The organism is Nonomuraea sp. JJY05 (assembly GCF_043496855.1).
Lineage (GTDB): Bacteria > Actinomycetota > Actinomycetes > Streptosporangiales > Streptosporangiaceae > Nonomuraea.
In genome coordinates this window covers 305,775-331,655 of sequence record NZ_JBIEIS010000001.1, presented here as the reverse complement: position 1 = coordinate 331,655, position 25,881 = coordinate 305,775, and the positions used below count along the sequence as shown (strand labels likewise).

Genomic DNA, 25,881 nt, shown 5'->3' with positions numbered 1-25,881 from the left:
CCGTGCTCCAATCAGCGGGGGAGTCCCAGGGTGCGCTCGGCGATGATGTTCCGCTGGATCTCGCTGGATCCGGCATAGATCGTGTCGGCGCGGCTGAACAGGAAGAGCCGCTGCAACTCGTTCAACTCGCCCTGCCCGGGGTCAGCGGGCCGGCCGTGGTCGGCGGGGTGGCCGGGCTCTTCGAGCCCGTCGGGGTGGGAGGGGTCGGCGGGATCGCCGGGTCGGCCGGGGTGGGTGGGCTCGGCCGGCTCGGCCACCAGCCCGGCCTTGCCCTGCACGGCCTGTGCCAGCTCCCCCAGCCTCCTGTGCCACTCCGACCAGTAGAGCTTGGCGATCGACACCTCGGGCCCCGGGTCCGGGCGCAGCATCCGGAGCGCGTTCAGCCGCATGATCTCCAGCTCCAGCCACGACTGGACGAGCCTGTCGCGCAGCACCGGGTCGTCGATCGCGCCCGTCCGGCCGGCCGTCTCGATGACCTTGGCCAGCTCCCGCCTGAACCCGATCTGCTGCCCGAGCGTGGAGGCGCCGCGCTCGTAACCGAGCGTGGCCATCGCGACCCGCCAGCCGTCGCCCGGGGCTCCGAGGATGTTCCCCGCCGCCGTGCGCGCGCCGTCGAAGAACACCTCGTTGAACTCCGACGTACCGGTGAGCTGCACGATCGGCCGCACGTCCACGCCCGGCCCGTCCATGGGGACGAGCAGGTACGACAGCCCCTTGTGCCGTTGCGAGCCGGGCTCGGTACGGCACAGCACGAAGCACCAGTCGGCCACGTGCGCCAGCGACGTCCACACCTTCTGCCCGGTGACGACCCACTCGCCGCCTTCCAGGTGTGCCTTCGTCTGCACGTTGGCCAGGTCGGAGCCCGCCTCAGGCTCGGAGTAGCCCTGGCACCAGAGCTCGTCGCCGCGCTGGATCGGCGGCAGGAAGCGGTCCTTCTGCTCGTCGGTGCCGAACTCGAGGATGGTCGGGCCGATCAGCCCCTCGCCGATGTGGCCCACCCTGGCGGGGGCGTCGGCCCTGGCGTACTCCTCGTAGAACGCGACCTGGTCCTCCAAAGACGCGGCACGGCCGCCGTACCGCTCGGGCCAGCCCAGGCAGGTCCACCCGGCCTTGCCGAGATGGCGCTCCCACGCCTGCCGCAGCTCGTGCCCCTCGTGCTCGCGCCCGGGCCCGCCGAGCCCTCTGACGTGCGCGAACTCACCGCTCAGCGCCTCCTCCAGCCAGGCCCGCGCCTCTTCCCGCAGCCCCGGCACGCTCGGAGTCTTCCGTTCTGATCCTGCGCGCCCATCAGAGACGCTCAACGAAGCCTCCGTAGCCCCCGCGGAAGAACAGCAGCGGGCCGCCTTCGGAGTGCGTGTCGAGCTGGAGCACCCGGGCCACCACGATCATGTGGTCACCCGCCGGGTGCTCGGCCTCGATCGCGCAGTCGATCCAGGCCAGCGCGCCTTCGAGCACCGGGTTGCCGCCGGGGGAGCCGGTCCACTCCAGGCCCGCGAACTTGTCGCCGCCCTTGGTCGCCATCTGGGCGCACACCGCCTGCTGGTGCTCGGCCAGCACGTTGACGGTGATGACCTTGGCGCCGCGCACCTTGGGCCAGCTGCTGCTGGTGTAAGCCACGCAGAACGCCACCAGGGGCGGGTCGAGCGAGACCGAGGTGAAGGAGTTGGCCGCCAGGCCGCACGGCAGGCTGTTCGTGGGATCGACCGCCGTGATCGCCACCACACCGGTCGCGAACCTCCCGAGCACCTGCCGGAAGCGGCGGCTGTCGAGGTGACCGTTCGCGCTGTGGGGTGAAGGGCCGGTTTGCATGGCGGCTCCGTTGCGAATCCTGCGCTGAGGGGGCGTCGGAAGGCCGCGACAGCCGTCCGGCGCGACGAGCCGGGCAGCGTGTGTGCTCATGGTCCGCCTCCTAGTCCACCGTCTGCGCCCACTATACCAAGCGCTTGCTTGGACGGTAGGTCGAACGAGGAAACCATGTCAAGTTCGCGTGCCCTCCGCGCGCAACGGGCCGCCGGCACCGGGTTGCGCCCTCCCGCCCCGTCCACGCAGGCGCCCTACGGGGATAACACCCCCCTCGCCACGCCACGTCGCCACGCCACGTCGCCACGCCACGTCGCCACGCCACGTCGCCACGCCACGTCGCCACGCCACGTCGCCACGCCCCCTCGCCACGCCCCCTCGCCACGCCACCACCCACACCGCCCACGGCACCACCCACGGTCGCGGGCGGCGCACCGTGCGGCGTTCACCGTGGGGCACTCACCGTGCGGCGTTCAGCCATCGTGCGGCCAGCCATCTCAGGTGCGATGCGTTCCGTCCGATGCGGGGCCCTCCGGGGGAGGCGGGTGGGTGGGGGTGCGTTGACATGGGGGAAATTTCCGGCCTAACGTGACGTTTGTGCCCAAGCGCTTGCTTGACGTCCGAGACCGCACCGCGATAGCCGGGGTCGGCTACACCCCCTTCACGAAGGACTCGGGCGTCAGCACCCTCACGCTGGCCTGCCGTGCCGTGCTGGCCGCGCTGGAGGACGCGGGGCTGGCGGTGGGCGAGGTGGACGGGCTGGCCACGCACCGCGTCGGCGACTCCGCCGCTCCCACGCTGGTGGCCCCCGCGCTGGGCCTGACCGACCTCGCCTGGCACCTCGACCAGTTCGGCGGCGGCAGCGTCTCGCACGCGGTCGTCGGACAGGCGGCGCTGGCGGTGGCGGCCGGGGTGGCCGAGACGGTCGTCTGCTACCGGGCCATCAACGCCCGTTCCGAGTTCCGCATGGGCGGTACCGGCCGGGGCGTGCCGGTGAGCCCGGAGGTGCAGTATCAAGCGCCGTACGGGTATGTGGCGCCGCCGCAGCAGTACGCCATGTACGCCCGAGCGCACATGCTGAAATATGGCACTCAAGCCGAGCACTTCGGACAACTGGCCGTCACCCAGCGCGCCAACGCGGCCAAGAACCCGCGCGCCCTGATGCGCACCCCCATCACCCTGGACGACTACCTGGCGAGCCGGTGGATCGCGGAGCCGTTCCGGCTGCTGGACTGCTGCCTGGAGACGGACGGGGCCTGCGCCGTGGTCGTCACCACGGCCGAACGCGCCCGCTCCCTCCGCCGCCCCCCGGTGCTGATCTCGGCCGCGGCCGGGGGCGGTGGCACTTCCCACCTCTCGGGCCCGTCCGCCGACCCCACGGTGACCGCGGCCGCCGCCCTGGCCCCGCGCCTCTATGCGCAGGCCGGGCTGGGGCCGGAGGACGTCGACGTGGCCGAGTTGTACGACTGCTTCACGTACTCGGTGATCGTCCAGCTCGAGGACTACGGGTTCTGCGAGAAGGGCGAGGGCGGCCCGTACGTGGCGTCGGGCGCGACGGCGCCGGACGGCCCCCTCCCGGTCAACACCCACGGCGGCTTCCTGTCCGAGGGCTACGTCCACGGCATCAACCACATCGCCGAGGCGGTCTCCCAGCTCAGAGGCGACGCGGGGGACCGTCAGGTGCCGGGGGCCGAGGTCGCGCTGTCCACTGCGCAGCCCGGCTACATCCTTCCGGCCACCTCCGCCCTGATCCTGAGGAGATCATGATGACGGCCTACCGGCCCGAACCCGACCGGGACTCCAGGCAGTGGTGGGAGCGGGTCGCCGGGCAGGAGTTCGCCGTTCAGGAGTGTGATGGGTGCGGGGCGGTGCGCTTCCCGGCGCGGGCGTTCTGTCCCGAGTGCCGCACGGAGGCGTGGCACTGGCGGGAGGTGGAGCCCGAGGGGGTGGTCGAGAGCTGGATCGTCAACCATCAGCCGTTCATGCCGGGGTTCGGGGTGCCGTACGTGGTGGTGATGGTCCGGCTGGCGGCGGTGCCGGGGTGCTTCGTGTACGGGAACTGGCGCGGCGACGGCTCTCCGGAGCGCGGCCGGCGGGTCCGGGCCGCCTACCGCCGGGTCGACGAGCGGTTGACCCTGGTCGACTGGGCGCCGGTGGACGATGACGGGAATCTGGATGCTCATCCGGTCCAGCGCAAATCCTCCCGCTAGTTGACCTTGCTCCGGAAATTGGATTGGTACCGGAAAATCCCACCAGTCCCACCATCACGAAGCAGCCCCCAGGTTCGGCTCCGAGGGTTGATGATGATGGCAGTAGGCGTCGGCGCGGACGGCTCGGACTGGCGGCAGACCATGACTGATGGGATCTCGGTGGCGGGTGTGACCTGCGGGTCACGGGTCGCGATCCTTGCTGCCCGCCGGTCCCCGACGAAACCACCGAGCCGGTCGTGCCGTGCCGTGACGGCGCCCGGCCCCGCACACCGGAGAAGCGTCTCCCTGGACGGGGCCCGGCCATGGTCGGCGGGTGGGGTCGCCCGTGGTGACCGTACAGGATGGGGTTGGTGGCCGTTCTGGGCGACGGTGAACGCTTCGGGGTCGGTCAGGGCCTCATGGGGTGGGTGGCCGTTCTGGGCGACGGCGAGTGCTTCGGGGTCGGCGAGGACCTTTGGTGACGTGCGCATCCGGAGGGCGGCGGGCACCTGGGGATCGGCGCGGACTCGGAGGCGGGCGGGCGCCTGGGGATCGGTGCGGGCCTGGAGGCCGGCGGGCGCCTGGGGATCCATGCGGTCGGCGGTCGCTCGCGTGTCTGGGGCGCGGGATCCGCCTGGAAGGGCGCGGCCCCCGCCCGTGGCGGGAAGGCGCGATGCGCGGCGTTGGTCCCTTGGAGGAAAACGCGCCCTGGCGGGCGTGGGGGACCCGCCAGGACGCGCTTCCTGTCCCGTGCGCGACGGCGCCAGGACTCCGGCGAGGGATGGAGTCCTAGACCGTTGGTTCGCGCACGGAGTCGATGGGGGAGTGTGAAAGCTCCCGCTGCCGGTAACGTGCGGCGATGCGTTGAGCTGCACCAACCGGGTCATCAATGGGGTGCGTGACGGGGGCGCCACCCTCCTCATTCCAGACAAAGGATCCGTCATTGCACCACACGGTCAGCTCAGTCAACACCGATAGCTCGTGCACACCGATGCCCATGCTCTGGTAGGTGTGGGTGAACCCCTGGCGACGCAACTCGTAACGCAGTAAACGTGTTGCTTCGTAAGGGGCATGCCAGGGCAGGTATGGCGTACCCGTGCGGACCGGCAACACTGGCCTTCACCCCCTCACCGGCCTTTAGATGGATTTGTACCAACGAATGGATGATGGGCCGGTGGAGGCGGTTCGGTCAAGGGGTTGTGGCCTGCTAGAACCAGATCGTCTAAATTGTTGGAACAAAAGGGGTGAAAGTGGCAAGGTCGGTGCTGTATCAGCAGGTGGCTGCGGAGTTGCGTCGAGCCATCTACTCGGGTGTCCTCGGCCCGGGATCACAGCTGCCGACCGAGGCGCAGCTCATGGAAGACCATGGGGTGAGCAGGAACACCGTAAGGCTGGCCCTGGGCGAGCTCGTCAATGAGGGGCTTGTCACGCGCACGCCGCGGCGCGGAACCGTGGTCAGAGACCGCCGGCCGCTGCTGATCTATCCGCAGCGGGAGCTGGAGCCACAACCTTCTGGGGAACTGCGGGAAGCCTTCGCCTATGCCGTGGCGCAGGAAGGCCGCGAGCCAAGCCAGTACATCGAGGTGCTGACGGTTTCTCCCGTCGAGGAGATCGCCAGCAGACTGGAGTTGGCTGACGGGGAATTGGCGGTGGTGAGGCGTCGTCTGCGTTTCGTGGACGGCCAGCCGTACAACACCAACGATTCCTACTTCCCCCGTGATCTGGTTGCCGACTCTGAGATCGCCAGGCCCGGAGACATCGCGCGAGGGGCGAACCGGGTGCTGGAGGAGCTGGGGCATGCGCAGGTGCGCGTCAGCGACGACATCTGGGCCCGCATGCCCAACCAGGAGGAGGCCGAGCGCCTCCAGCTCGAGCTCGGTACGCCAGTCATGGTGTATGTCCGAGTTGGGTACGACGGGGCCGACATGCCAGTGCGTGTCGCGGTGTCGGTGCTGCCCGCCGACAAACATTTGATCAGATACGAGCTCGATGGCCGCTAACGAGCTCGGTTGAAGGGGTGATCCCGCCGGCTGGGGCCGGGCGCAGCGAGAAATTAGCCGCCTCGCTGGCCTAGGGGAGTCGTGCATACTCCCCTAAATCGCCATTTATCCATATATATCGGGTTGAGGCCCCATTTTCGGCTACGCGCACCATTGCTTCATCACGCTTTGTGTATGCGCGTAAACCCTACGCAACGGGAGTAATTATGCACACGAACACGCTGCTTCACCCGCTCGCGCTTCGCAGAGCGGAGCCCGAGGACCTTCCCGGCGTACTCACGCTGCTCGCGGACGCCGCCGAGTGGCTCTACTCGCAAGGAGTGCGGCAGTGGCCGCGCGGGGGGTTCGGCCCCGAGCGCATCGTGCCGCTCATCGAGGAGCGGGTGCTGTTCGTGCTCGACGACGAGCTCAGATATCTCGACCCCGACGAATCGGCCCCGCCGGTAGCCACCATAGCCCTCGACGACCACGCGGACCCCGAGTTCTGGACACTCGACGACGACCCCGGGGCTGCCCTTTATGTCCACAAGCTCGCCGTGGCCCGTCCCTGGTCCGGCAGCGGCCTCGGGGACGCCCTCCTCGACTGGGCCTGCACCTCCGCCCACGCGGCCGGGCTGCCGTGGCTGCGGCTGGACTGCGCCAAGGGGAACCGGCGGCTGCAGGATTACTACCGCAGGCGCGGGTTCCGCCACGTCCGCACGGTGGACCTTCCCCACCGCGCGTCCGGCGCCTTGTTCGAACGCCCGTCAGGGGACCTGGCCACCACGGCCTTCCGTGACCTGACCATGGCCGAACTCATTTCCGCCTGACACTCCGCACTCTCGGCCCCGGTCCCATGGGGATCGGGGCCAAGCGCGCCTCCCGCCTCCTCCGCCCCGGCGGGGGTGACGCCGTGCCTCGCATACCAAGGCGCAGGCACCGTCGAGCGATGGCGGTGGCGTCCACAGGCGCACGTGCAGCGGCGGGCGCGGTGGGCTGTGGGCTTGTGTGGCGGGGGCTGGGGCGGGTGGCGTGGTCCAGCGGCGGGCTCTGGTTGTGCGGCGCTGTGGGAGCGTTTGGGCGCCTGGAGCGGGCCTCTGGGCGAGGAGGCAGGTCCATGGGGGGACTTTTTGGTGTGATCGGCGGCGGAACGGTGCAGAGCACCATATAACCTCTCCTCCATGACCGGATCCCTGCTCGAGGTGATCGCCCTCAACGTGCGTGACGCAGTGGCCGCCGAACAGGGTGGAGCCGACCGGCTGGAGGTCGTCGCCGACATGGCGGCCGACGGGCTGACCCCCTCCCCGGAGACGGTTGCCGCGATCGCCGCGGAGTGCCCTCTCCCCCAGATGGTGATGCTCCGCTGTGACGCCAACTTCATCGCCGACCCCGACGTGCTCGACCGCCTGAGCCGGGACGCCAAGGCGTTGGCGCAGGCCGGGGCGGCGGGGTTCGTGTTCGGGTTCCTCGACGGCTCGGGGAAGGTCGATCTCCCGGCGACCGAGGCGCTCATCCACGCCGTCTCGCCGCTGCCGTGGACGTTCCACCGGGCGGTCGATCATGCCGCCGACGTCCAGGCGTCCTGGCGGGCCGTGCGGCTGCTGCCCAACCTGGCCACCGTGCTCACCTCGGGCTCGCCCAACGGGGTGGGGGAGGGGCTGCCGGTGCTGAGGGCGCGCGCCGACGCCGGTGACGGCTCGATCATCCTGGCCGGGGGCGGGCTGAAGCCGGCGCACGTGCCGGCGCTGCTCGACTACGGCGTCCGCGCCTTCCACGTGGGCTCAGCCGTGCGGGCGAGCTGGTCCGACCCGGTGGAGTGGCGGCTGGTACGCCAGTGGCGGTCCCTGGTCGAACGCGACTGAGACCGTCAGGGCAGGGCCGCGTCCGCGCGCCTGAGGGCGGCCGCCAGCGTGCGGATCGTGGCGGGCTCGTCCATCACGCCGCCCCCGGCCTCCCGCTGCTCCTCCCACGCGCTGACCCGCTCCCGGTAGGCGTCATAGCGCTCGAGGTGGAAGGCGTAAACGGTGGCGAAGCGGCTCACCAGATGGGAAGGGTGCATGTCCCACCCCTGGTAGAAGCCGTGCCGTAGCGAATGCCTGACCAGCTCGGCGTGCCGCCGCCACAGCGCGTGCACGTCACCGGTGAGCCCGGAGGCGGGCGCGGCGGCCAGGGACCCGTCCGACAGCTCCACCCCCGTGCCCGCGAACGCCGTCTGCATCACGTGCCGGGCATGATCGCACGCCGGGTGGTCCAGCCGCTGCTCGTGCGGCGGCAGCCCGATCGCGGCCGTGTAGTCGAAGACCCCGAAATGCGCCGCCGCGAGCCGCCCGCCCAGCGACTCCGCTAGGTCCCCGCGCAGGAAGGGCAGCGTCTGCGGCGCCTCGACCTGCATCTCGAACCGCAGCCGCACCTCCAGCTTCTCCTCCAGCCGGCCCAGCACCTCCGTGAACTGGCCGAGGTAGGCCTCCATGAGGATCTTGGGGAAGGTCACCGTGAAGCCCGGCGGCAGCTCGCCGGCCCGCTCCATCAGCCCCGAGAGGAACAGGTCGAGCGTGCGCACCGACCGTGCGGGATCGCCGTCGGCGAACGACTTCACCCGGGGCCCCCACCGCCGCGGCAGCGTGCCCGCCGCGTGCATCGTGGCCACCGCCTCGACGGCCTGCGCCACGTGGTCGTCCTCCACCAGGTCGGGACGTACGCCGTACCCGTCCTCGAAGTCGATGCGCAGGTCCTCGATCGGCTCCGAGGAGAGCTTCTGGATCATCTTGGGGTGCGCGGCGGCGGCCGGCCCGCCGGGCACCCCGAAGACCTCCGCCAGCGCGGCGGGGTCGGGCAGATGCGTCTTGACCAGCGACAAGGCCTGATCGCGCCACTCGGACAGGGTGCGGATCGAGAACCGGTCGGCCGGGACGTAGACGGTGTGGACCGGCTGCCAGTCCGGGGCGGTGGAGGGGAACCGGGCCTGCTGGAGCCGGTAGGCCTCGTCGAACCCCTCAGGAACGGCACGCACGGAGCATTGCCTCCAGGCCGACCAGCTTGACGCGTTCGCCCCGGCCCAGGGACCTGGCCAGCTCGCCCTCGGCCGCCTCGATCGCCAGCCACTCCTCGTACGTCACGGGACGCACCCCGCGCGCGGCCAGCAGCGCGTCGATGGCCCCGCCGCTCACCCGCGGGCCGTCCGAGAGGTCGGAGAGGAGCGTGCGAACCGTTTCCGCCGCGTCGGACTTGTTGGTGCCGATCACCCCGGTGGGGCCGCGTTTGAGCCAGCCTGCCACGTATTCGCGGTCGCGCACCCGCCCGGCCTCGTTCGGCACGGTCATGGTCTTCTCCGAGAACGGCACTCCGGGCAGCGGCACGCTCTGGTAGCCCACCGAACGCAGCACCATGCCGACCGGCAGCGTCTCGAACTCGCCCGTGCCGACCACGCGCCCCTCCTCCGACAGGCGGGTGCGTTCGAGCTTGAGGCCCTCCACCCGCTCGGTGCCGAGGATCTCCACGGGCCGCAGCCAGAAGCGCACGTCGAGGCGGCGCGGGCGGCCCACCGGGTTGCGGGCGGCCCACGACTGCAGGACCTTGATGTTGCCCTGGACCTGGCGCGGGAAGTCGCCCCCCAGGACGACGGCCTCGTCGGGGCGCACGCAGACGTCGGCGTTGGCCAGCTCGCCCAGCTCGCGCAGCTCCTTCAGGGTGAACTTGGCGTGCTCGGGGCCGCGGCGGCCGATCATGTGGATGGCCTTGACCTGGCTGGCCTCGAGGCGTTCGAGCACGTCGTGCGGCACGTCCGTGGACCGCAGCTCCTCGTGGGTCTTGGCCAGGACGCGTACGACGTCGACCGCCACGTTGCCGACGCCGATCACCGCGACCTCGGAGCTGTCGAGCGTGAACCGCCCCGGATCGACGTCGGGGTGCCCGCAGTACCAGTTGACGAAGTCGGTCGCCGCCACGCTGCCGGGCAGGTCCTCGCCGGGGATGCCGAGCTTCCTGTCGACCATCGCGCCCGTGCAGTAGACGACCGCGTCGTAGGCGCCCAGCAGGTCCTCGACGGAGACGTGCTCGCCCAGCGTCACGCCGCCGAGGAAGCGGACCTCGGGCAGCTCGAGCACCTTGCGCAGGTAGTTGGCGATCGACTTGATCGACGTGTGGTCGGGCGCGACGCCGTATCTGACCAGCCCGTACGGGGTCGGCAGGCGTTCGAGGACATCGACCTCGACGGGCTCGGCCGACTGCTTCACCAGAGCCTCGGCCGTGTAGATCCCGGCGGGGCCCGACCCGATGACCGCCACGTGCAACGCCACGCTGCCTCCTAAGACTCGGTTACACGCGTCCCACCAGATGTAACCGGCCGGTGTGATCCAGGTATCCCCGATCCCCGGTCCGGATGAACCCGTCTCTCGCGAACACCGCATGATCGATGCTCTTGCCAACGTAGCCGCTCATCACCGCCTCGGAGCGGAGGAGCACCTCGCCTTCGTCCTCATCTGACAGTACGCGTCCGTCGGCGTTCCTGATCGATACGTCCACGCCGTCCCGTGGCCTGCCGACACAGACCTCGGCGTCCTCGGGCGGGTCGTCGGGCCGGGTGCCGAGCCCCAGCCCGGCTTCGGAGCAGATGTAGCGGTTGCACACAGGCACGCGGTATCTGTCCCGCAACGCCCTGATCAGCTCGGGCGGGGCGGGCGCGCCGGCGGACAGGACGAGGGCCGGGTCCAGCCGGGCCAGCAGTTCCGGGCGTTCGGTCCCGATGCCGGCCGTCACCGCGTCGATCTTCGCGGCCGCCACGTAGCAGATCACGAACTCGGGCCCGTCGGGGAGCGCCAGCGCCACGACGTCGCCGATGCGCGTACCTCGATGGGCCAGCCCGGCGGCCACCTGATCGGAGAGCCGATCCAGGTCGGCGAAGGTCAGCACGGTGGAGCCGGCGACGACAGCGGCGCGCCCCCCGAATCTACGTGCGGCCTCCCCGGCCAACAGGCGCAACATGGCAGCTCCTGGGGCAGATGGCGCTAATTTGACCCTACCCGCCTTGGAGCCTCGCCAGACGGCTTCGTGCCCCCGTTCTCACCTTGCGGGACATGGAGCTCACTCCCGCAAAAGAGCCTCGGCCGAAGTACGGAGCGCCAGCTTGTCCACCTTGCCGTTCACGTTCACCGGCAGCGCGTCCACCACCACGACCCGCCTGGGCACCTTGTAGGTGGACATGTTGTCCTTGGCCCAGGCGGTCAGCCCCGCCGGATCGACGGTGACCCCGGGCCGCGGGACGACGTACGCCACCCCCGCCTCCCCCCTGACCGGGTCAGGCACGCCCACGACCGCCACCTGCGCCAGCGAGCCCTCCCGCAGCAGCAGCGACTCCACCTCGGCCGGCGACACGTTGAACCCGTTGACGATGAAGAGCTCCTTCTTGCGATCCACGATGGCGAGGTTGCCCGACCGGTCCAGCACCCCCACGTCGCCCGTGTGCAGCCACCCGTCGCCGTCGACGACCTCCGCCGTCCGCGCGGGCTCGCCCCAGTACCCCCGCATCACCCCGTAACCCCGCTGCAGGATCTCCCCGCGCTCCCCGGCGGCGACCTCCTTGCCGTCGTCGTCCACGATCCGCACCTCGATCCCGGGCACGGTCCGGCCGGTGGTGCCGGCGATGACGTCGACGGGGTCCCCGGCGCGGGTCATGGAGACGACCGTGCCCTCCATCAGCCCGTACGCGTTGATCATCCGCTCCAGCCCGACCCGTTCCACCAGCCGCGTGATCAGGTTGGCGGGAACGGCGGCGGCGCCGCAGATGGCCACGCGCAGCGAGGACACGTCCCAGGACCGGCGGTCCAGCTCGTCCAGTATCCGGTGGAAGAGCGTCGGCGGCCCCGCGAGCACCGTGATCCGCTCGGAGGAGATCAGCGACATCAGGGCGTCGGGGGCGAAGACGGGGATCGGCAGCATCGTGGCCCGGCGCAGGACGGAGGCGACGAGCCCCGCGTTCAGCCCGAACCCGTGGCTGAACGGGGCGATGATCGGATAGCGGTCGCGGTCGTCGAGGGTGACGATCTCGGACCAGTCCCAGTAGCCGCGCAGGACCTGGGCGTGGTCGATCATGACGCCCTTGGGCACGCCGGTGGTGCCCGACGTGGACATGATCTCGCACAGGTCGTCAGGGCGCACGGCGAGCGCCCGTCCCTCGGCCTCCTGCGCGGAGACCCGCCTGCCCAGGGCGGGTAAGTCGTCCGGGCGGCGCAGACCGGAAAGGGGCGGCAGCAGGCCGGCGAGAGGGGCGGCCGACGGGCCCGCTCCGGTGATGAGCACCTTGGCGCCGGTCTTCTCGATCAGCTGGGCGGCCTCGATGCCCTTGAAACGGGACGAGAGCGGCACGATGACGGCCCCCGCGTCCCAGATGCCGAACGCGTGCCGCACCCAGAACGCCGAGTTCACCCCCCACAGCGCCACCCGGTCACCGGGCCCGACGCCGAGGGCGATGAGGCCGCGGGCGATCTCGGCCGCCGAGGCCCGCAGGTCGGACAGCGTCATCCGCGTGCCGCCCTCGGCGACCACGACGGCGCCGGGGTGGTTTTCTGCCTGGTCGCGAAGCATGCGGGGGAGCGTTCCCCAGCCCGGCATCGGTGCCATCGGTTGCCCCTAGGTGATGAGAGCGCGGTCCCTTCCGAGGTGGTGGCCGCGCAGGTCGTTCACCGTGCCCGGTGCCGGGGTCTCGGAGACGTCCTGGGCGATCTCCACGTCGATCGAGATGGGCGTCAGCGCCCGGACGGCCTGCTGGATCCGCGACTTCCACATGGGGTTGCGGACCAGGCTCGCCCGGCCGAACGTGACCGTGAGCACGGCCGCGTCCAGCGTCCCCTGGCGGCTGATCGACAGGTCCCAGCCGGACACGCCGTCGATCTTGGACAGCGCCTTCTCGATGCGCGGCAGCGCCAGCCACACGCCCCTGACCAGCACGTGGTCGCCCACCGTGTGGACCGGTGCGGGGATGCCCGCGCCGCCGAGCCGGGCGACCTGGCCGGTCCTGAGCACGGTGTCACCGGCCGCGGGGGTGATGACCAGCTCGGCGAGCTCGGCCGCGGGGTCGGGGGAGTCGTCCTTGGTCAGCGCCGCCAGGCCCAGCACGTCGTCGGCGAGCGGGGTGAGCGGGTCGTCCTCCGACGCCCGCCACGCCAGGGCGCCGCCGGTGAACGGGCTCGCGAACACCTCCGTCACCCTGGCCTCGAACTCTCCCGCCAGATGGGCGATCGTCCGCTTGGAGGCGATCTCGCCGGTGAGGACGATGTTCCTGAGCCCGAGGTCCAGCGGGTCCAGCAGGAACTCCAGGTGCAGGCGGGCCAGGAAGTCCATCGCGCCCGTCGGCGTGCTGACCAGGGTGGAGGCTTTGAGGGCGGTCAGCGCGTGGTGCAGGCGCATCCGGCCGCGCGGGCCCACGTCGGCGGCGGTCTCGGCCACGTCGGCCGCGGCGGCCGTCCAGAGCGCCCCGGCGGGTTCGGCGAGGGCCACCACGACGCGCTCGCGCTCGCCGACCCCGCATTCGCGCAGGGCCTTGGCGGTCAGCACGTGGTCGCGGGGGTCCAGCGGGACGGCGCTCGACAGGTCGGGGGAGACGAGCAGGAGCCCGGTGGCGGAGCGCGCGGCGGCACCGAGGTCGTCACGAGTGAGCCAGCGGGCCATCAAAGCACCATCTCCGTACGGTCGAGCGTCCGGGGCATCGCGTGAGGGCGGGCCGTCAACGTGCCACCTCGGTCATGAACAGCGTCATCGAGTCGCACACCCGCTCATGCGCCAGCCCGCCCACCTGCGCCTGGATGATGAGATCCGTCGCGCCCGCCTCGGCGATCCTGGCCAGGGCCTTGCGTGAGCCCTCCACGTCGTCGACCACCACCATCAGGTGCTCCCGCAGCGTGGCCATAGACTCCTCCGGCGGCATCCCGGCCGCGAGCTGGCCCAGCACCCGGTGGGTGGCGTGGCGGGCGTCGTAGTAGTCGGGCGGGGTGACGAGGTTGACCTGGCGGCGGATGTACCACAGGACCGCGTCGGCGGCCGAGGCGGTCGCCTCGTCGCGGGTGGGGGCGACGTACCACGGGATCATCAGGGCGACGCGACGGCTCGCGGGGTCGAAGCCGTGCTCCGCCAGACATTCCCGATATTTCGTGATGTCGGAGGCCACGTCGTCGATGCCCTTGAGCATCGTCATGCCGAGCAGGTTGTACCCGTGCTTGGCCGCCGCCAGATAGCCCTCCAGCGAGGTCGACGCCACCCACACGGGCGGGTGCGGCCGCTGGGCCGGGCGCGGGTAGACGGCCACGTCGGGGATCTCGAAGAACTCGTTCGAGCGGCTGACCGGCTCGCCGTCGGCCTGCCAGATGGCCAGCGTCGCCTCCAGCGAGTCCTCCCAGATCTGCCGCGACTTCTCGAACGGCCGCTGGAACGCCTGGTACTCCAGGGGCGAGGCTCCCCGCCCCGTGCCGAACTCCACCCGGCCGCCGCTCAGCACGTCCAGCGTGGCGACGCGCTCCGCCGTACGGATCGGGGACTGGAACGGCAGCAGCACGACGCCGAGCCCCAGGTGGATGCGCTCGGTGCGCTGCGAAATGGCGGCCAGGACCAGGTCGGGCGCGGAGGAGTGGGAGAAGCCCCTGGTGAAGTGGTGCTCCACGAACCAGGCCGTGTCGAACCCGAGGCGGTCGCCCAGCACGACCTGGTCGACCACGTTCCGGAACGTCTGCTGCTCCACTTCGCGGGTGCGACCGCGGACCTCCAGCTCATACCCCAGGCTGATCCTTAGGGACGTCATCGCGCCTCCGAAGTAGTGAACCAAGCGCTCGCTTGGTAGAGCGTATCAGCAGCGAACACTTGCGGGAAGGGCGCGGACCCGATCAGAGTGGATGCCTGTGAAGCGAAAGCACGCGCTGCGGCGGCCTAAGGACGGCCTGTTCCCCGATTTCGCCGACGACGACCTCTCGCTCACCAGCGCCCGCAGGTATGAGGCGTTCGGCCGGGTGATGGCCGCGCTGGCGACCGAGGCCGACTTCATCGAGTCGTGCCGCGACCTGACGTGGTGGCGCGGGGCCGATCACAGCTGGCACGTCGAGTGGCGCGACGGGCCGTACGCGTCCGAGGTGGCCTCACTGCTGGCCCAGCAGGTGCGCGACCCCGACTACGACGGCCCGCTCGTCACCGAGGCCGGGCCGGGGAGCAGCGGTTCGGCCGTGCTCGACGTGATGGGGGTGCGGTTCGAGCTGCGCGCCATCGACCCGATCGGGCGGGCCACCGTACGGGAGCGGCCCGGCTTCTGGCGCCTGGCCGAAGCCCTCGACACCACCCGCCGCACCAACACCCGCCACCCCTGGGAGGAACTCCTCGGCGGCTGACCCGCTCCCATTCCCGCCGCAACCTCCGCTCCTTCCCCTCGAAGGCACTCCCATCGGAACCCCCTCGAAGGCACCCCCCATCCGCACCCCCGGAGGGACCTCCACCGGCCACCACCGCTGCTTCCCCCTCTGGACCTCGGCCCGCCGCCCAGCTTGCCTCCTGGGGACTTCTGCCCGGCACCGCCGCTTCCCTCCTCCGTGAAGGGACCTCCATCGAAGCGCGGCGGGCTGCAGGTGTGGGCCCGGAACGCTAGCCGAGGGCGTGGGCCGCCAGGCGGGCGCGATGGGCCTGTGGCGGCCCGAAGAGCTGCGCGTCCGAGGTGGCACGCTTGAGGTAGCGATGCGCGGGATGCTCCCAGGTGATCCCGATCCCGCCGTGGACCTGGATGTTCTCACCCGCCGCCGCCAGATACGCCTCCGTGCAGTACGACCCCGCGATCGCCGCGTACACCTCGTCGACCGCCGCCACCCCGGCGGCCGACCTGGCCGACTCCACCACCAGCAGCAGATCGGCGAGCTTGTGCTTGATCGCCTGGAACGACCCGATCGGCCGCCCGAACTGCCGCCGCCGCTTCGCGTGCTCCACCGCCATCTCCAGGCACCGCTGCGCCCCGCCCACCTGCTCGGCGGCCAGGGCGGCGATCCCGAGGTCGCGCACGCGGGTCCACGACGAGCCGTCACCGAGCCGCCGTACCGGGGTGTCCTGGAAGGAGAGCTCCTGCAGCGGCCGGCTCTCGTCCATGGTCCGGTACGTCCTGCGCCGGGCGGGCACGGCCGCCACCAGCAGGCCGTCCACGTAGACCAGCGCCAGCTCGCCCGCCGGCACGTACGGCGCCACGCCCGTGAGCAGGCCCGACTCCAGCCGGAGGGTGCCCTCGCCCGGCGCCACCACGGTCGCGGTCGTTGCGCCGTCGGCCAGCGCCGGGAGGAGGTCGTGCGCCCCGCTCGCCTTGAGTGCCTCGACGGCCATCACCGCCGTCTGCAGGAACGGGTGGGGAGACAGCGCCCGGCCCAGTTCCTCGCTCACGGCGGCCATTTCGGCCGGACCGCATCCCGCCCCTCCGTGTTCCTCGGGGACGAGCAGCCCCGCGATCCCCACGTCTCGCGCGAAAGCCTGCCACGGTGCGTCCGGCCGGTCGGCGAGGTAGTCGCGGACGACGGCGCGGAGCTCATCGGGGAGTGCCACGGAGCAATATTAACCAAGCGATTGCTTGTTTGGCATCCGGGTGACCGAAATTTGCCTTTTTTGTACGGTCACATAATCTGGCACTGGTCATCCCAAGGGTTACCCGGGGGAGGGTTGACCAGGGAAATGGATATGAACGACACCAGCATCGACTATGCCGACCTCGCCGAATACGACCGGCGGCAGCGCGGCATCGAACGTCACCTTCTGTCGGCTTTCTTCGGAGGACTCGCCGTCGGGCTCGTCGGCATGCTCCTCGCCGGCAAGGGCCCCGCATGGGTCGGCCAGATCTACGACCCGTACGTCTACCTCGGCCTGTCGCTGGCCGTGGGCGCCACGGCGTCGGGGTTCGGGTGGGCGTTGCTGACGACGTTCCTGGCAGTGGCCTCCACGCTGGTCGCGGCCCTGGGCGCGAGCGCGCTGAAGGGTGACGTGGCCTTCGACGTCGTCGGAGGCAGCGCCGCCGGGCTCAACTGGACGCTCGCCCTGCTCGTCGGCCTGGGGCTGCTGGCGTTCGCCACCCGCAGGGAGGACGTCTGGGGCGACCTCGCGGCGGGCGCGGTCGGCGCGGCGCTGATCGCGGACGTGGTGGACCGGGCGACGCCGGGGTTCATCGACAGCGAGCGGTCGTTCTGGCCGGTGCCGGCGCTGTCGATCGGGTTGCTGTCCGTCGTGCTGGTGCTCGTGCTGCGCAGGAACGGCTGGGGCCGGGTACGCGCGCTCGCGCTGTCGGCGGTGTTCGCCGGGTTGTTCACGGCGTTTCTGGCCGCTTTCGTGTCCGGCTGGATCCCTTTGACGGTCTGAGTCCTGCGGGACCTGCTGGATAAGCTCGCGCGCGGCGCCACCCGGAGTCGATAGCCTGTAATCCTTCACATCCAGGTTCGAGCAAGGAGTAGCCGTGTTGCTGCGCATGTCGTCGTTGTTTCTTCGCACCCTGCGGGACGACCCGGCAGACGCGGAAGTGCCGAGCCACAAGCTCCTGGTCCGCGCCGGCTACGTTCGCCGGGTGGCCCCCGGCATCTACTCCTGGCTGCCTCTCGGCAAGATGGTGCTGGAGAACGTCACCAGGATCGTCCGCGAGGAGATGAACCGGATGGGCGGTCAGGAGGTGCTCTTCCCCGCCCTGCTGCCCCGCGAATACTACGAGGCCACCGGCCGCTGGACCGAATACGGTGACACGCTCTTCCGGCTCCAGGACCGCAAGGGCGCCGACTACCTCCTCGGCCCCACGCACGAGGAGCTCTTCACCGACATGGTCAAGGGCGAATACTCCTCGTACAAGGACTATCCGGTCACCCTCTACCAGATCCAGACCAAATACCGCGACGAGGCCCGGCCCAGGGCGGGCATCCTGCGCGGGCGCGAGTTCCTGATGAAGGACTCGTACTCGTTCGACCTCGACGACGACGGGCTCAAGCACTCCTACGAGCAGCACCGCGACACCTACATCCGCACCTTCGACCGGCTCGGCATCGACTACAAGATCGTGTTCGCCCAGTCGGGGGCGATGGGCGGGTCGGCGTCGGAGGAGTTCCTGGCGCCCACGCCCACCGGTGAGGACACGTTCGTGGCCTGCCACCCGTGCGGCTACGCGGCCAACGCCGAGGCCGTCGTCACGCCCGCGCCCGCCGCCCGCTCGATCGAGGACGCGGCGCCGCTGCAGGTCATGGACACGCCCGACACCCCGACCATCGAGACGCTGGTGTCGTACGTCAACGAGCACCACGGCCTGTCCGTCACCGCCGCAGACACGCTCAAGAACGTCGTGGTCAAGGTCACCACGCCGGGCTCCGACAAGGTCGAGACGCTGATCATCGGCGTGCCCGGAGACCGCGAGGTCGACTTCAAGCGCCTGGAGGCGGCGCTGGCGCCCGGCGAGCCCGCCATCTTCGAGGCCGCCGACTTCGCCAAGCACCCCGGGCTCGTACGCGGCTACATCGGCCCGCAGGTCCTCAGCTCGCTCGGCATCCGCTACCTCGTCGACCCCCGGGTCGTCACCGGCACGTCCTGGGTGACGGGCGCCAACGAGCCGGGCAAGCACGCCGCCAACGTGGTGGCCGGGCGCGACTTCACCCCCGACGGCACGATCGAGGCCGCCGAGGTGCGCGCCGGCGACCCCTGCCCCCGGTGCGGCTCCGGCCTGTCCATCGACCGCGGCATCGAGATCGGCCACATCTTCCAGCTCGGCCGCAAATACGCCGACGCCGCCGGCCTCGACGCCCTGGGCCCCGACGGCAAGCCGATCCGCATCACGATGGGCTCCTACGGCATCGGCGTCTCCCGGGCCGTGGCGGTAATCGCCGAGCAGGCCCACGACGCGCTCGGGCTCGTGTGGCCCCGCGAGGTCGCTCCCGCGGACGTGCACATCGTCGGGACCGGCAAGGAAAACCAGGTGGAGGCGGCCCTGGAGCTGGGGGCCGAGCTGGAGTCGCGGGGGGTGCGGGTCCTCGTGGACGACCGGCCTTCGGTTTCGCCGGGCGTGAAGTTCAAGGACGCCGAGCTGCTGGGCCTGCCGACCATCGTGGTGGTCGGGCGCGGGCTGTCGCAGGGGGTCGTGGAGCTTCGGGACCGGGTCTCCGGGGAGAAGTCGGAGATCCCCCTGTCCGAGGCCGCCGACCGCATCATCGCCGCCCTCGCCTGACCCTTCGCGCCTGACCCTTCGCGCCCGACCCTTTGCGCCGGGCCCTTCCACGAGGGCCTGGCGCGCCGTCCTTCGGCCCGCCTCCAGGGATAACGCACCCCTGGAGGCGCTGCGCCCTCGGGAGCGGATGCCCCCTGGGTGGTGATGCGCTTAAGGGGGCTTCGGGCTTCGCACCCAGCTCCCGCCACCACGTCGGGCTTCGGGCCCAGCTCCCGCCACCACGTCGTGCCGGGTGCCGCAAGGCGAGCACCGCTCGGGTGGCTGGCCGCCGTGCACGTGCGCCGGACTCCGCCGTACGCCGTCTCGCCGACGCGGCGCGTTTGGGGGCGTCGCCGCTGTATCGCGCCGCTGTCGGGCCCGCTGCGCCGCTGCCGCTGTGTTGCCGCTGCCGTTGAACGTCGCTGCGGTCGGCCTGCGTCGCGTGCCGTTCCGGCGGGGCGGCGTGGGGGAGGGCACGCGGGTGACGGGCGGAGGTGTTCAGGCAGTGGGGACGGGGGTTCTGGTACGGCGGCGAAGGAGGGGCGGGGCGATCAGGCAGGCGGCTGCGATGAGCAGGATGGCCAGGGAGACCGGGCGGGTGACGAAGATCGAGGGGTCGCCCTCGCTGAAGGCCAGGGCGCGGCGGAACTGGACCTCCATCAGCGGCCCCAGCACCGCTCCCAGGATCAGCGGCGCCACCGGGTACCGGGCCCGGTGCAGGACCCAGCCCAGCAGCCCGAACCCGTACGCCACCAGCACCTCGAAGACGCTCTGGGAGATCGAGTAGACCCCCAGCGTGGCGAAGGTCAGGATGGCGGCGGTGAGGAGGGCGGCGGGGACGGTGAGGAGCTTCACCCAGACCCGGATCAGCGGCAGGTTGAGCACCAGCAGCATCACGTTCCCGATGTAGAGGCTGGCGATCAGCGTCCACACCAGCACCGGTTGCTGGTCGAAGAGCTGCGGCCCAGGTTGCACGTTGTAGATCTGGAACGCGATCAGCAGCATGCTCGCCGTGGCCGACGTCGGGATGCCCAGCGTCAGCAACGGCACCAGGACCCCGGAGAAGGCCGCGTTGTTGGCCGCCTCGGGACCGGCCACGCCCTCGATCGCGCCCTGGCCGAACTCCTCCTTGTGCTTGGACAGCCGTTTCTCGACGTTGTAGCTCAGGAACGTGGGAAGCTCGGCGCCTCCGGCGGGCAGCGACCCGATCGGCAGGCCGAACAGGGTCCCGCGCAGCCAGGGCTTCCACGACCTGCGCCAGTCCTCGCGGGTCATCCCCACCTTCCCGGCGACCGTGACCGGAGGCTGCGCCGGCTGGTGCCGGGAGGCGGCCGTGGAGATGGCCTCCGCCACCGCGAACAGCCCCACCGCGACCGCCACCACCGACAACCCCTCGTAGAGATCCGGCACGCCGAACGCGAACCGCGGCTGCCCGGTCATCTGGTCGATCCCCACCATCCCGATCGTCAGGCCGAGGAACAGGCTCGACAGCCCCCGTACGATCGAGTCCCCCATGAGCGAGGTCACCGTCACGAACGCGAGCACCATGATCGAGAAGTACTCGGCCGGCTGGATCAGCTTGGCGATGTTCGACATGCCGGGGGCGAGGAACGTGATGACGACCGTGGAGATCGTGCCCGCCACGAACGACCCGATCGCCGCCGTGGCCAGGGCCGCCCCCGCCCGGCCGCGCCTGGCCATCGGATAACCCTCGAGCGTCGTGGGGATCGAGGCCGTCTCGCCCGGGATGTTGAGCAGGATGGCGGTCGTCGAGCCGCCGTACATGCCGCCGTAGTAGATGCCGGCGAACATCACGAACGCCCCTACCGGATCGAACACGAACGTCAGCGGCAGCAGCAACGCGATCGTCGTGGCCGGCCCGAGCCCGGGAAGCACGCCGACCAGCGTGCCGACGGTGACGCCGAGCATGGCGAGCAGCAGGTTCTGCAGGCTCAGCGCGTGGCCGAAGCCGTCCAGCAGGTTGCCGAGCACGTCCATCTCAGATCGCCAATCTGACCAGGCCCGGCGGCAGCGAGATGCCGAGGAGCCGGTCGAACAGGAAGTACGTGGCCAGCGCCAGCGCCAGCCCCACGAGCACGTCGCGCATGAGCCTCCTGCTGCCCAGCACCCTGGCGACGGCGACGAAGAAGGCGGTGGTCGCCTGCCAGTAGCCGGCCGGGACCAGGAGGAGCGCGTAGGCGGCCAGGGCGGCGATCAGGAGGAGGACGGAGGGCCAGTGCGGCTTCTCCGCCGCCTCACCGCCGACGTCGGTGGTGGCGGGGGCCGGGGGTGTCAGGTCCGGCTCCGGCATACCAGGTCTGAAGGCGGGGGCCGAGGGTGTCACGTCCGGCTCCGGCGTACCAGGTCTGAAGGCCTGGACGACCCCGATGACCGACACCACCGCCAGCCCGGCCCCCACCAGCAGCGGGAACGCGCGCGGTCCCACCGCCTGGTAGCCCTCGCCCTGCGGGATCGCGAACGCCTGGGCCAGCACCACCACGGCCGCCGCCAGGAATCCGAGCGAGACGATCCGCTGCGTCACTTGCCGAGCCCCAGTTCGCCCAGGATGGCAGTCACTTGAGTGCGCTGCTGGGCCAGCACCTGGCCGAACTGGTCGCCCGGCCGCCAGTCCTCGACCCAGTTGTTGCGCTCGAGCACCTTCTTCCAGCACGACGTCTGGCGCACCTTGTCCAGCAGGCCGATGATGTCCTGCTGCTGCTCCTTGGTCAGCCCCGCGGGCGCCAGCACGCCGGCGAGCGTGGAGATCGCCGCGTTGGCCAGGCCGAGCTCCTTCATCGTGGGCGCGTCGATGCCCGCCACCCGCTGCTCCGAGTCCACCGACAGCACCCGCAGCTCGCCCGCGGAGATCTGCGGGCGCAGCTCGGCGACGGTGTCGATGCCGGCCGTGGCGGCGCCGCTGAGCAGCAGGTTCAGGGACTCGCCGCCGCCCGCCGTGGGCACGAAGTTGACGTCCTTGGCGGCGACATTCCGCTCCTTGGCCAGTCCCGCCACCGTCATCTGACCCGGCCCGCCGAGCGAGCCGCCCGTCCACTTGACGCTGTGGGGCTTGGCCTCCATGGCGTCAAGCAGCGACTTCAGGTCCTTGTACGGCGACTTCTCCGCCACCACGATCGCGGTCGGCCCCCGGCTCAGCCCGGCCACGGGGGTGAGGGTGGACAGGTCGACCGGCGACTTGTTGTTCACGATGCCGCCCAGCATGGTCACGCTGTCCATGACCATGAGCTGGTACGGGTCGCCCTTCTTCTTGGCGAACTGGGCCAGCCCGATGGTGCCGCCCGCGCCGGGCACGTTCGTGACCGTGGTGTCAACGTCGGCCACCTTGCACTCGCTGAGCGTGCCGGCGATGCCGCGCGCCCGCGTGTCCCAGCCGCCGCCGGGGCTGCCCGGCGCCATGATCGACAGGGGCTTGCTCGGATAGCCGCCGCCCGATTCGGCGGCCTCGCCCACGGCGCAGCCGCTGAGCGTCACGGCCACCGCGGCGGCGGCCAACAGCTTGATCTTCATGATGACTCCCGGGGGGTGAGGATCGATGCGAAGAAGTCCTTGACCGGCTCGAGCACCAGCATCGGGTCGTGACCCACGCCCGGCACGACGTCGAACCGCACTCCGATGCCATGGGCCTCGAAGTTGTCGCGCAGCGCCTTGAGCCGTTCGACGCGGGTGACCCCGTGGGCGTCGGCGCCGTCCATCCAGTTGGAGTCGCCCTGGTTGTTGATCTCCCAGGTCTCCACGTCCGCACTGCCCACGACCATCTGCACCGGCACGTCACGAAGCTCCTCGAATCTGGGAGCGCTGCCGAACTCCTCCTCGAACCCCTTCAGCCCGGTCCACCACGGGCTGCCGCGATCGATGTACGTTATCCGCCCTGGTGCACCGATTGACAATCCGGTGAGCCGGTCGGGGTGCAGGTAGGCGAAGCGGTGCACGAACTGGCCGCCGCCGGAGAACCCGTGCAGGAGGAACCGCTCGGTCCGTACGTTGAAGCGCGCGCCGATCTCCTCGACCATGGCCAGCAGCGCGTGGTCGAAGCGGATGTCGCCGTATTTGAGGAACTTGAAGCTGTGCAGGTCGTGGGGGTCGTCGCCGATGCCGGCGGGGAAGAGCGGGGCCAGGACGACGCAGCCGTGCTTCTCGGCCCACTCGGCGAAGTTGTCCCGGTACTGCGGTCCGCGCCGTCCCGTGCCGTGCTGGAGAACCGCCAGAGGTAGGGGAGCGCCGTCCGGGTCGTGCGCGGAGGGCACGTACAAGCAGTAGGAGAGCCTCTGGTCGTACCTCGACGCGAATACGGTCGTCGCACCCGCCGAATAGAAGCCGGTCGGGTGCTTGACCACGTGCAGTTCCTCAGCCATGACGCCACAGCCTGGGCAAACACTCGGTGACTCTCAAGCAGATTGACGTCAACGCGGTAATGTGCAGGGTGGCCGTCACGCTCCTCCTCGACTCCCCCGGCACCGGATCCGTCGCCGTCCAGCGGTCGCCGCTGGCCGAGCTGTGCGCCTGCCTCCACGCCCTCGACGAGCCCGGCCACCACCCCGGCAGCGCGAGCTGGGTGGCCAGGGCGCACGCCGGGCTGGGCAGCGAGGTGCTGGCCACGGCCGCCGCCTGGGCGCCGCTCTGGAGCGCCTTCCGCGCCCGCTACCTGCTGCCGTTGTCGGCGGGGCCGGCGCGCACGCTGGCCGGCGAGCTGCGGGAGGTGGCCGGGCTGCCCATCGGCGACTTCGTGGCGATGACCGTGCAGGCCCTCATCGGCAAGAACGACACCGAGCTGGCGCCCAGGCTCAGCGACGAGGTGCTGCACCGGCTGCGGCTGATCTCCTCCAGCCGCATGGAGATCGGCGCCCGGCTGCGCGCCGACCCCGAGGCGTTCCGCGGTGAGCTGCTCGGCTTCCTCGCCGACTTCGCCGCCGCGGCCTTCGACGCCGAATGGCCGTCGCTGCGCCCGGCCCTCGACCGCGACCGTGCCGAACGCGTACGCGATCTACACCGGCGCGGCCCCCTGGCCCTGGCCGACCTCCCCACCGCCTCCACGTCGTCCGGCGCGCGAGGGCCGCTGCGGATCGTGTTCGACAAGCTCTACAACGCCACCGCCCGCGTGGACGAGGGGCGGCCCTGCCTGCTCGTCCCGACCGTCCACGGCCGGCCGCACTTCGTGATCAAGCACTACCCCGGCTACCCGGTCGTCATCCAGTACAGTGCCGACGGCGCGGCCACGCCGACGCTGGAGACGGCCAGGCGCCGGCTCGCCGCGCTGCAGGACCCGACCAGGCTGCGGCTGGCGTACGCGATCCTGCGCAACCCCGTCGCCACCTCCGAGCTGGCCATCCAGCTCGGCATGACCGCGCCCCAGGTCTCCAGGCACCTGCGCAGGCTCAGGGAAGCCCAGCTCGTGCACACCCACCGGCGCGGCTCGGTCGTCTACTACCAGCTCGACGCCGACGCCGTCGAACGCCTGGGCCCCGACCTGCTCTCCGTCCTGTACCGGTGAAGAGCCCGCGTACCGCAGGGGGTCAGCCGCCCTCCTGCGACGCCGAGGGCGACGAGGGCGGGGAGGGAGGCGGCGCCGCCGCGGGCATGCCGGGAAAGGCTGGGGGCTGGGCGGGGCGGAAGGCGTACGAGCGGGTCGTCGCCTCCTGCATGGCCTGCGCGGCGTAGCGACGCAGCGAGACGTCCTGCGCGGCGGCCAGCTCCAGGTAGGCGGCCGTGACGCCGGTCTCCAGGTGCACCGCCAGCTTGGCCGCCAGCGCCGGCCCGGAGGGGAAGAAGGGCAGCGCGTAGGACGCGTCGGGCTCGGCCGGCCGCCCGCCCCGTGCCGTGATCAACGTGCGGAGCTGGTCGCGGCGCGCCCGGTGGGCGTCGAAGGCCGCGCTCATCCTGGCCCGCAGCGACCCCGACGTCCGCGCCCCCAGCAGCCCGTACGCGAACAGCACGGCGTGCTCGGCGGCCAGCGCCTTGCGGAGTTTCTCGACGTCGTCGGGGTTCACAGCGACCTCGGCAGGGCGAGTGCGTGGGCCGCCTCGCAGGCCCCGATGCTGGCGATGAGCTGAGCCACGCCCGGTGAGACGCCGTCGAGCTGGTGGATCCGCAGGGCCGCCGCCTTGCGCTCCAGGTCGCGCAGGCGGGACAGGGACGGCTTGGGAGCGGGAGTCGGGGTGGAGGCGGAGGTGGCGGGCGGCGCCGAGGCCGCGGTGACGTATTTGCGTAGCTCGTTCACGTGAGCCTGATGGCGGTCACGGAACGGCACCAGTTTCTGCGCCCCGCCCGAGATCAGCGACGAATAGAGCGCGATCGTCCGCTCCTTCTCCGCGATCAGGTCCTTCAGCAGCGTGGTCTCGGGCGAGTCGGAGGCCTGGACGGACGGCTGCGGCGGGACGGTGGTGCTGCAGGCGGTGAGAGCGGCCGCTCCGCCCGCCAGCAGGACTCGCCGGGAGAGGTGACGCGGGCGCACGGGCTAGGACCTCCAGTGACGGTGGAGCCGACCGACGGGAAAGCCGCCCATGGGCAGGCGCGCCCGATCGACGCCGTGGCGGCGGGCCCTTCGGGGGCTTTCTCGTCGGTAGCATCGTACGGGCTGGTGCCCGCGATCGCTGTCAGGCGACGCTCCGCCATTCGACCACGACGAGTGGCGCTCTTTCCGTGCCCCCATACAGATAGGGTGTCAACTGTCGTCGCTGGCTGAGCGGCCAGACGGCGGAGAGCCAGAGGCGAGGTCCGCCCGGCTGAGACA

24 protein-coding genes are annotated in these 25,881 nt (G+C 71.1%); 9 read left to right on the top strand and 15 right to left on the bottom strand.

Going from position 1 to position 25,881, the window contains the following annotated elements:
- Nucleotides 1-11: 11 nt before the first annotated feature.
- Together ACFKCF_RS01505 and ACFKCF_RS01500 are read right to left on the bottom strand one after the other, a co-directional pair.
- Nucleotides 12-1,253 carry an acyl-CoA dehydrogenase family protein gene (locus ACFKCF_RS01505; protein ID WP_394489769.1) on the bottom strand — a complete coding sequence of 414 codons (1,242 nt, stop codon included), beginning with the start codon at nt 1,251-1,253 and terminating at the stop codon, nt 12-14.
- Nucleotides 1,254-1,287: 34 nt separating this feature from the next.
- A complete protein-coding gene (locus tag ACFKCF_RS01500; RefSeq protein ID WP_394489767.1) occupies nt 1,288-1,899 on the bottom strand; it encodes a flavin reductase family protein in 612 nt (203 codons plus the stop codon).
- A 498-nt stretch (nt 1,900-2,397) separates the two neighbouring features.
- On the opposite strand from ACFKCF_RS01500, the gene ACFKCF_RS01495 reads away from it, so the two are divergent.
- From ACFKCF_RS01495 to ACFKCF_RS01475, 5 genes are all read left to right on the top strand, one after another.
- Nucleotides 2,398-3,567 carry a thiolase C-terminal domain-containing protein gene (locus tag ACFKCF_RS01495; protein WP_394489765.1) on the top strand — a complete coding sequence of 390 codons (1,170 nt, stop codon included), beginning with the start codon at nt 2,398-2,400 and terminating at the stop codon, nt 3,565-3,567.
- The gene (locus ACFKCF_RS01490) at nt 3,564-4,010 is read left to right on the top strand and encodes a Zn-ribbon domain-containing OB-fold protein (protein ID WP_394489763.1); all 447 of its coding nucleotides are present in this window, start codon (nt 3,564-3,566) and stop codon (nt 4,008-4,010) included. Before ACFKCF_RS01495 ends, ACFKCF_RS01490 begins: the two co-directional genes overlap by 4 nt.
- Nucleotides 4,011-5,251: 1,241 nt before the next feature.
- Nucleotides 5,252-5,989, top strand: a complete 738-nt coding sequence (locus ACFKCF_RS01485) for a GntR family transcriptional regulator (RefSeq protein ID WP_394489761.1) — start codon at nt 5,252-5,254, stop codon at nt 5,987-5,989.
- Between the two features lie 206 nt (nt 5,990-6,195).
- A complete protein-coding gene (locus ACFKCF_RS01480) occupies nt 6,196-6,798 on the top strand; it encodes a GNAT family N-acetyltransferase (protein WP_394489759.1) in 603 nt (200 codons plus the stop codon).
- 351 nt (nt 6,799-7,149) lie between these two features.
- Entirely contained in the window at nt 7,150-7,830 is a 681-nt protein-coding gene (locus ACFKCF_RS01475) for a copper homeostasis protein CutC (protein WP_394489757.1), read from the top strand.
- Nucleotides 7,831-7,835: 5 nt separating this feature from the next.
- Here ACFKCF_RS01475 and ACFKCF_RS01470 read toward each other — a convergent pair whose 3' ends face one another.
- From ACFKCF_RS01470 to ACFKCF_RS01445, 6 genes are all read right to left on the bottom strand, one after another.
- Nucleotides 7,836-8,978, bottom strand: a complete 1,143-nt coding sequence (locus tag ACFKCF_RS01470) for a DUF6986 family protein (RefSeq protein ID WP_394489755.1) — start codon at nt 8,976-8,978, stop codon at nt 7,836-7,838.
- Complete coding sequence (locus ACFKCF_RS01465) at nt 8,962-10,263, bottom strand: FAD-dependent oxidoreductase (protein ID WP_394489753.1); 1,302 nt, start codon at nt 10,261-10,263, stop codon at nt 8,962-8,964. The genes ACFKCF_RS01470 and ACFKCF_RS01465 overlap by 17 nt, the downstream gene beginning before the upstream one ends.
- A 19-nt stretch (nt 10,264-10,282) precedes the next feature.
- Complete coding sequence (locus ACFKCF_RS01460; RefSeq protein ID WP_394489751.1) at nt 10,283-10,948, bottom strand: AMP-binding protein; 666 nt, start codon at nt 10,946-10,948, stop codon at nt 10,283-10,285.
- Between the two features lie 99 nt (nt 10,949-11,047).
- A complete protein-coding gene (locus ACFKCF_RS01455; protein ID WP_394489749.1) occupies nt 11,048-12,547 on the bottom strand; it encodes an AMP-binding protein in 1,500 nt (499 codons plus the stop codon).
- A gap of 45 nt (nt 12,548-12,592) precedes the next feature.
- A complete protein-coding gene (locus ACFKCF_RS01450) occupies nt 12,593-13,630 on the bottom strand; it encodes a hypothetical protein (RefSeq protein ID WP_394489747.1) in 1,038 nt (345 codons plus the stop codon).
- Nucleotides 13,631-13,685: 55 nt separating this feature from the next.
- Nucleotides 13,686-14,753 carry an LLM class flavin-dependent oxidoreductase gene (locus ACFKCF_RS01445; protein ID WP_394489745.1) on the bottom strand — a complete coding sequence of 356 codons (1,068 nt, stop codon included), beginning with the start codon at nt 14,751-14,753 and terminating at the stop codon, nt 13,686-13,688.
- 91 nt (nt 14,754-14,844) lie between these two features.
- On the opposite strand from ACFKCF_RS01445, the gene ACFKCF_RS01440 reads away from it, so the two are divergent.
- A complete protein-coding gene (locus tag ACFKCF_RS01440; protein ID WP_394489743.1) occupies nt 14,845-15,330 on the top strand; it encodes a hypothetical protein in 486 nt (161 codons plus the stop codon).
- A gap of 250 nt (nt 15,331-15,580) precedes the next feature.
- Here the strand turns inward: ACFKCF_RS01440 and ACFKCF_RS01435 are convergent, their stop codons facing one another.
- Nucleotides 15,581-16,516: an acyl-CoA dehydrogenase family protein gene (locus ACFKCF_RS01435; RefSeq protein ID WP_394489741.1), complete on the bottom strand. Its 936-nt coding sequence runs from the start codon at nt 16,514-16,516 to the stop codon at nt 15,581-15,583.
- A 132-nt stretch (nt 16,517-16,648) separates the two neighbouring features.
- Here ACFKCF_RS01435 and ACFKCF_RS01430 point away from each other — a divergent pair, with 132 nt between their 5' ends.
- Entirely contained in the window at nt 16,649-17,320 is a 672-nt protein-coding gene (locus tag ACFKCF_RS01430; RefSeq protein WP_394489739.1) for a hypothetical protein, read from the top strand.
- Between the two features lie 94 nt (nt 17,321-17,414).
- Nucleotides 17,415-19,157, top strand: coding sequence for a proline--tRNA ligase (locus ACFKCF_RS01425; RefSeq protein ID WP_394489737.1), 1,743 nt, complete (start codon nt 17,415-17,417; stop codon nt 19,155-19,157).
- 477 nt (nt 19,158-19,634) lie between these two features.
- Here the strand turns inward: ACFKCF_RS01425 and ACFKCF_RS01420 are convergent, their stop codons facing one another.
- From ACFKCF_RS01420 to ACFKCF_RS01405, 4 genes are read right to left on the bottom strand one after another with little or no spacing between them, the layout of a single operon-like run.
- Nucleotides 19,635-21,134: a tripartite tricarboxylate transporter permease gene (locus ACFKCF_RS01420; RefSeq protein ID WP_394489735.1), complete on the bottom strand. Its 1,500-nt coding sequence runs from the start codon at nt 21,132-21,134 to the stop codon at nt 19,635-19,637.
- A gap of 1 nt (nt 21,135) precedes the next feature.
- Nucleotides 21,136-21,678 carry a tripartite tricarboxylate transporter TctB family protein gene (locus tag ACFKCF_RS01415; protein ID WP_394489733.1) on the bottom strand — a complete coding sequence of 181 codons (543 nt, stop codon included), beginning with the start codon at nt 21,676-21,678 and terminating at the stop codon, nt 21,136-21,138.
- Complete coding sequence (locus ACFKCF_RS01410) at nt 21,675-22,661, bottom strand: Bug family tripartite tricarboxylate transporter substrate binding protein (protein WP_394489731.1); 987 nt, start codon at nt 22,659-22,661, stop codon at nt 21,675-21,677. Before ACFKCF_RS01410 ends, ACFKCF_RS01415 begins: the two co-directional genes overlap by 4 nt.
- Nucleotides 22,658-23,506: a hypothetical protein gene (locus tag ACFKCF_RS01405; protein WP_394489729.1), complete on the bottom strand. Its 849-nt coding sequence runs from the start codon at nt 23,504-23,506 to the stop codon at nt 22,658-22,660. Before ACFKCF_RS01405 ends, ACFKCF_RS01410 begins: the two co-directional genes overlap by 4 nt.
- Before the next feature lie 68 nt (nt 23,507-23,574).
- Here ACFKCF_RS01405 and ACFKCF_RS01400 point away from each other — a divergent pair, with 68 nt between their 5' ends.
- Complete coding sequence (locus ACFKCF_RS01400; protein ID WP_394489727.1) at nt 23,575-24,642, top strand: DUF5937 family protein; 1,068 nt, start codon at nt 23,575-23,577, stop codon at nt 24,640-24,642.
- 22 nt (nt 24,643-24,664) lie between these two features.
- Here ACFKCF_RS01400 and ACFKCF_RS01395 read toward each other — a convergent pair whose 3' ends face one another.
- Nucleotides 24,665-25,138 (bottom strand): ferritin-like domain-containing protein, encoded by a 474-nt coding sequence (locus ACFKCF_RS01395; RefSeq protein WP_394489725.1) that lies wholly within the window; start codon nt 25,136-25,138, stop codon nt 24,665-24,667.
- Nucleotides 25,135-25,602 carry a hypothetical protein gene (locus ACFKCF_RS01390; RefSeq protein ID WP_394489724.1) on the bottom strand — a complete coding sequence of 156 codons (468 nt, stop codon included), beginning with the start codon at nt 25,600-25,602 and terminating at the stop codon, nt 25,135-25,137. Before ACFKCF_RS01390 ends, ACFKCF_RS01395 begins: the two co-directional genes overlap by 4 nt.
- Nucleotides 25,603-25,881 lie beyond the last annotated feature (279 nt).

Bases quoted from the DNA above. Each gene is read 5' to 3' on its own strand.
- ACFKCF_RS01460 (WP_394489751.1), bottom strand. From the start codon at position 10,948: ATGTTGCGCCTGTTGGCCGGGGAGGCCGCACGTAGATTCGGGGGGCGC.
- ACFKCF_RS01410 (WP_394489731.1), bottom strand. From the start codon at position 22,661: ATGAAGATCAAGCTGTTGGCCGCCGCCGCGGTGGCCGTGACGCTCAGC.
- ACFKCF_RS01490 (WP_394489763.1), top strand. From the start codon at position 3,564: ATGATGACGGCCTACCGGCCCGAACCCGACCGGGACTCCAGGCAGTGG.
- ACFKCF_RS01445 (WP_394489745.1), bottom strand. From the start codon at position 14,753: ATGACGTCCCTAAGGATCAGCCTGGGGTATGAGCTGGAGGTCCGCGGT.
- ACFKCF_RS01480 (WP_394489759.1), top strand. From the start codon at position 6,196: ATGCACACGAACACGCTGCTTCACCCGCTCGCGCTTCGCAGAGCGGAG.
- ACFKCF_RS01420 (WP_394489735.1), bottom strand. From the start codon at position 21,134: ATGGACGTGCTCGGCAACCTGCTGGACGGCTTCGGCCACGCGCTGAGC.
- ACFKCF_RS01500 (WP_394489767.1), bottom strand. From the start codon at position 1,899: ATGAGCACACACGCTGCCCGGCTCGTCGCGCCGGACGGCTGTCGCGGC.
- ACFKCF_RS01430 (WP_394489739.1), top strand. From the start codon at position 16,649: ATGAACGACACCAGCATCGACTATGCCGACCTCGCCGAATACGACCGG.
- ACFKCF_RS01405 (WP_394489729.1), bottom strand. From the start codon at position 23,506: ATGGCTGAGGAACTGCACGTGGTCAAGCACCCGACCGGCTTCTATTCG.
- ACFKCF_RS01450 (WP_394489747.1), bottom strand. From the start codon at position 13,630: ATGGCCCGCTGGCTCACTCGTGACGACCTCGGTGCCGCCGCGCGCTCC.
- ACFKCF_RS01440 (WP_394489743.1), top strand. From the start codon at position 14,845: ATGCCTGTGAAGCGAAAGCACGCGCTGCGGCGGCCTAAGGACGGCCTG.
- ACFKCF_RS01455 (WP_394489749.1), bottom strand. From the start codon at position 12,547: ATGCTTCGCGACCAGGCAGAAAACCACCCCGGCGCCGTCGTGGTCGCC.
- ACFKCF_RS01475 (WP_394489757.1), top strand. From the start codon at position 7,150: ATGACCGGATCCCTGCTCGAGGTGATCGCCCTCAACGTGCGTGACGCA.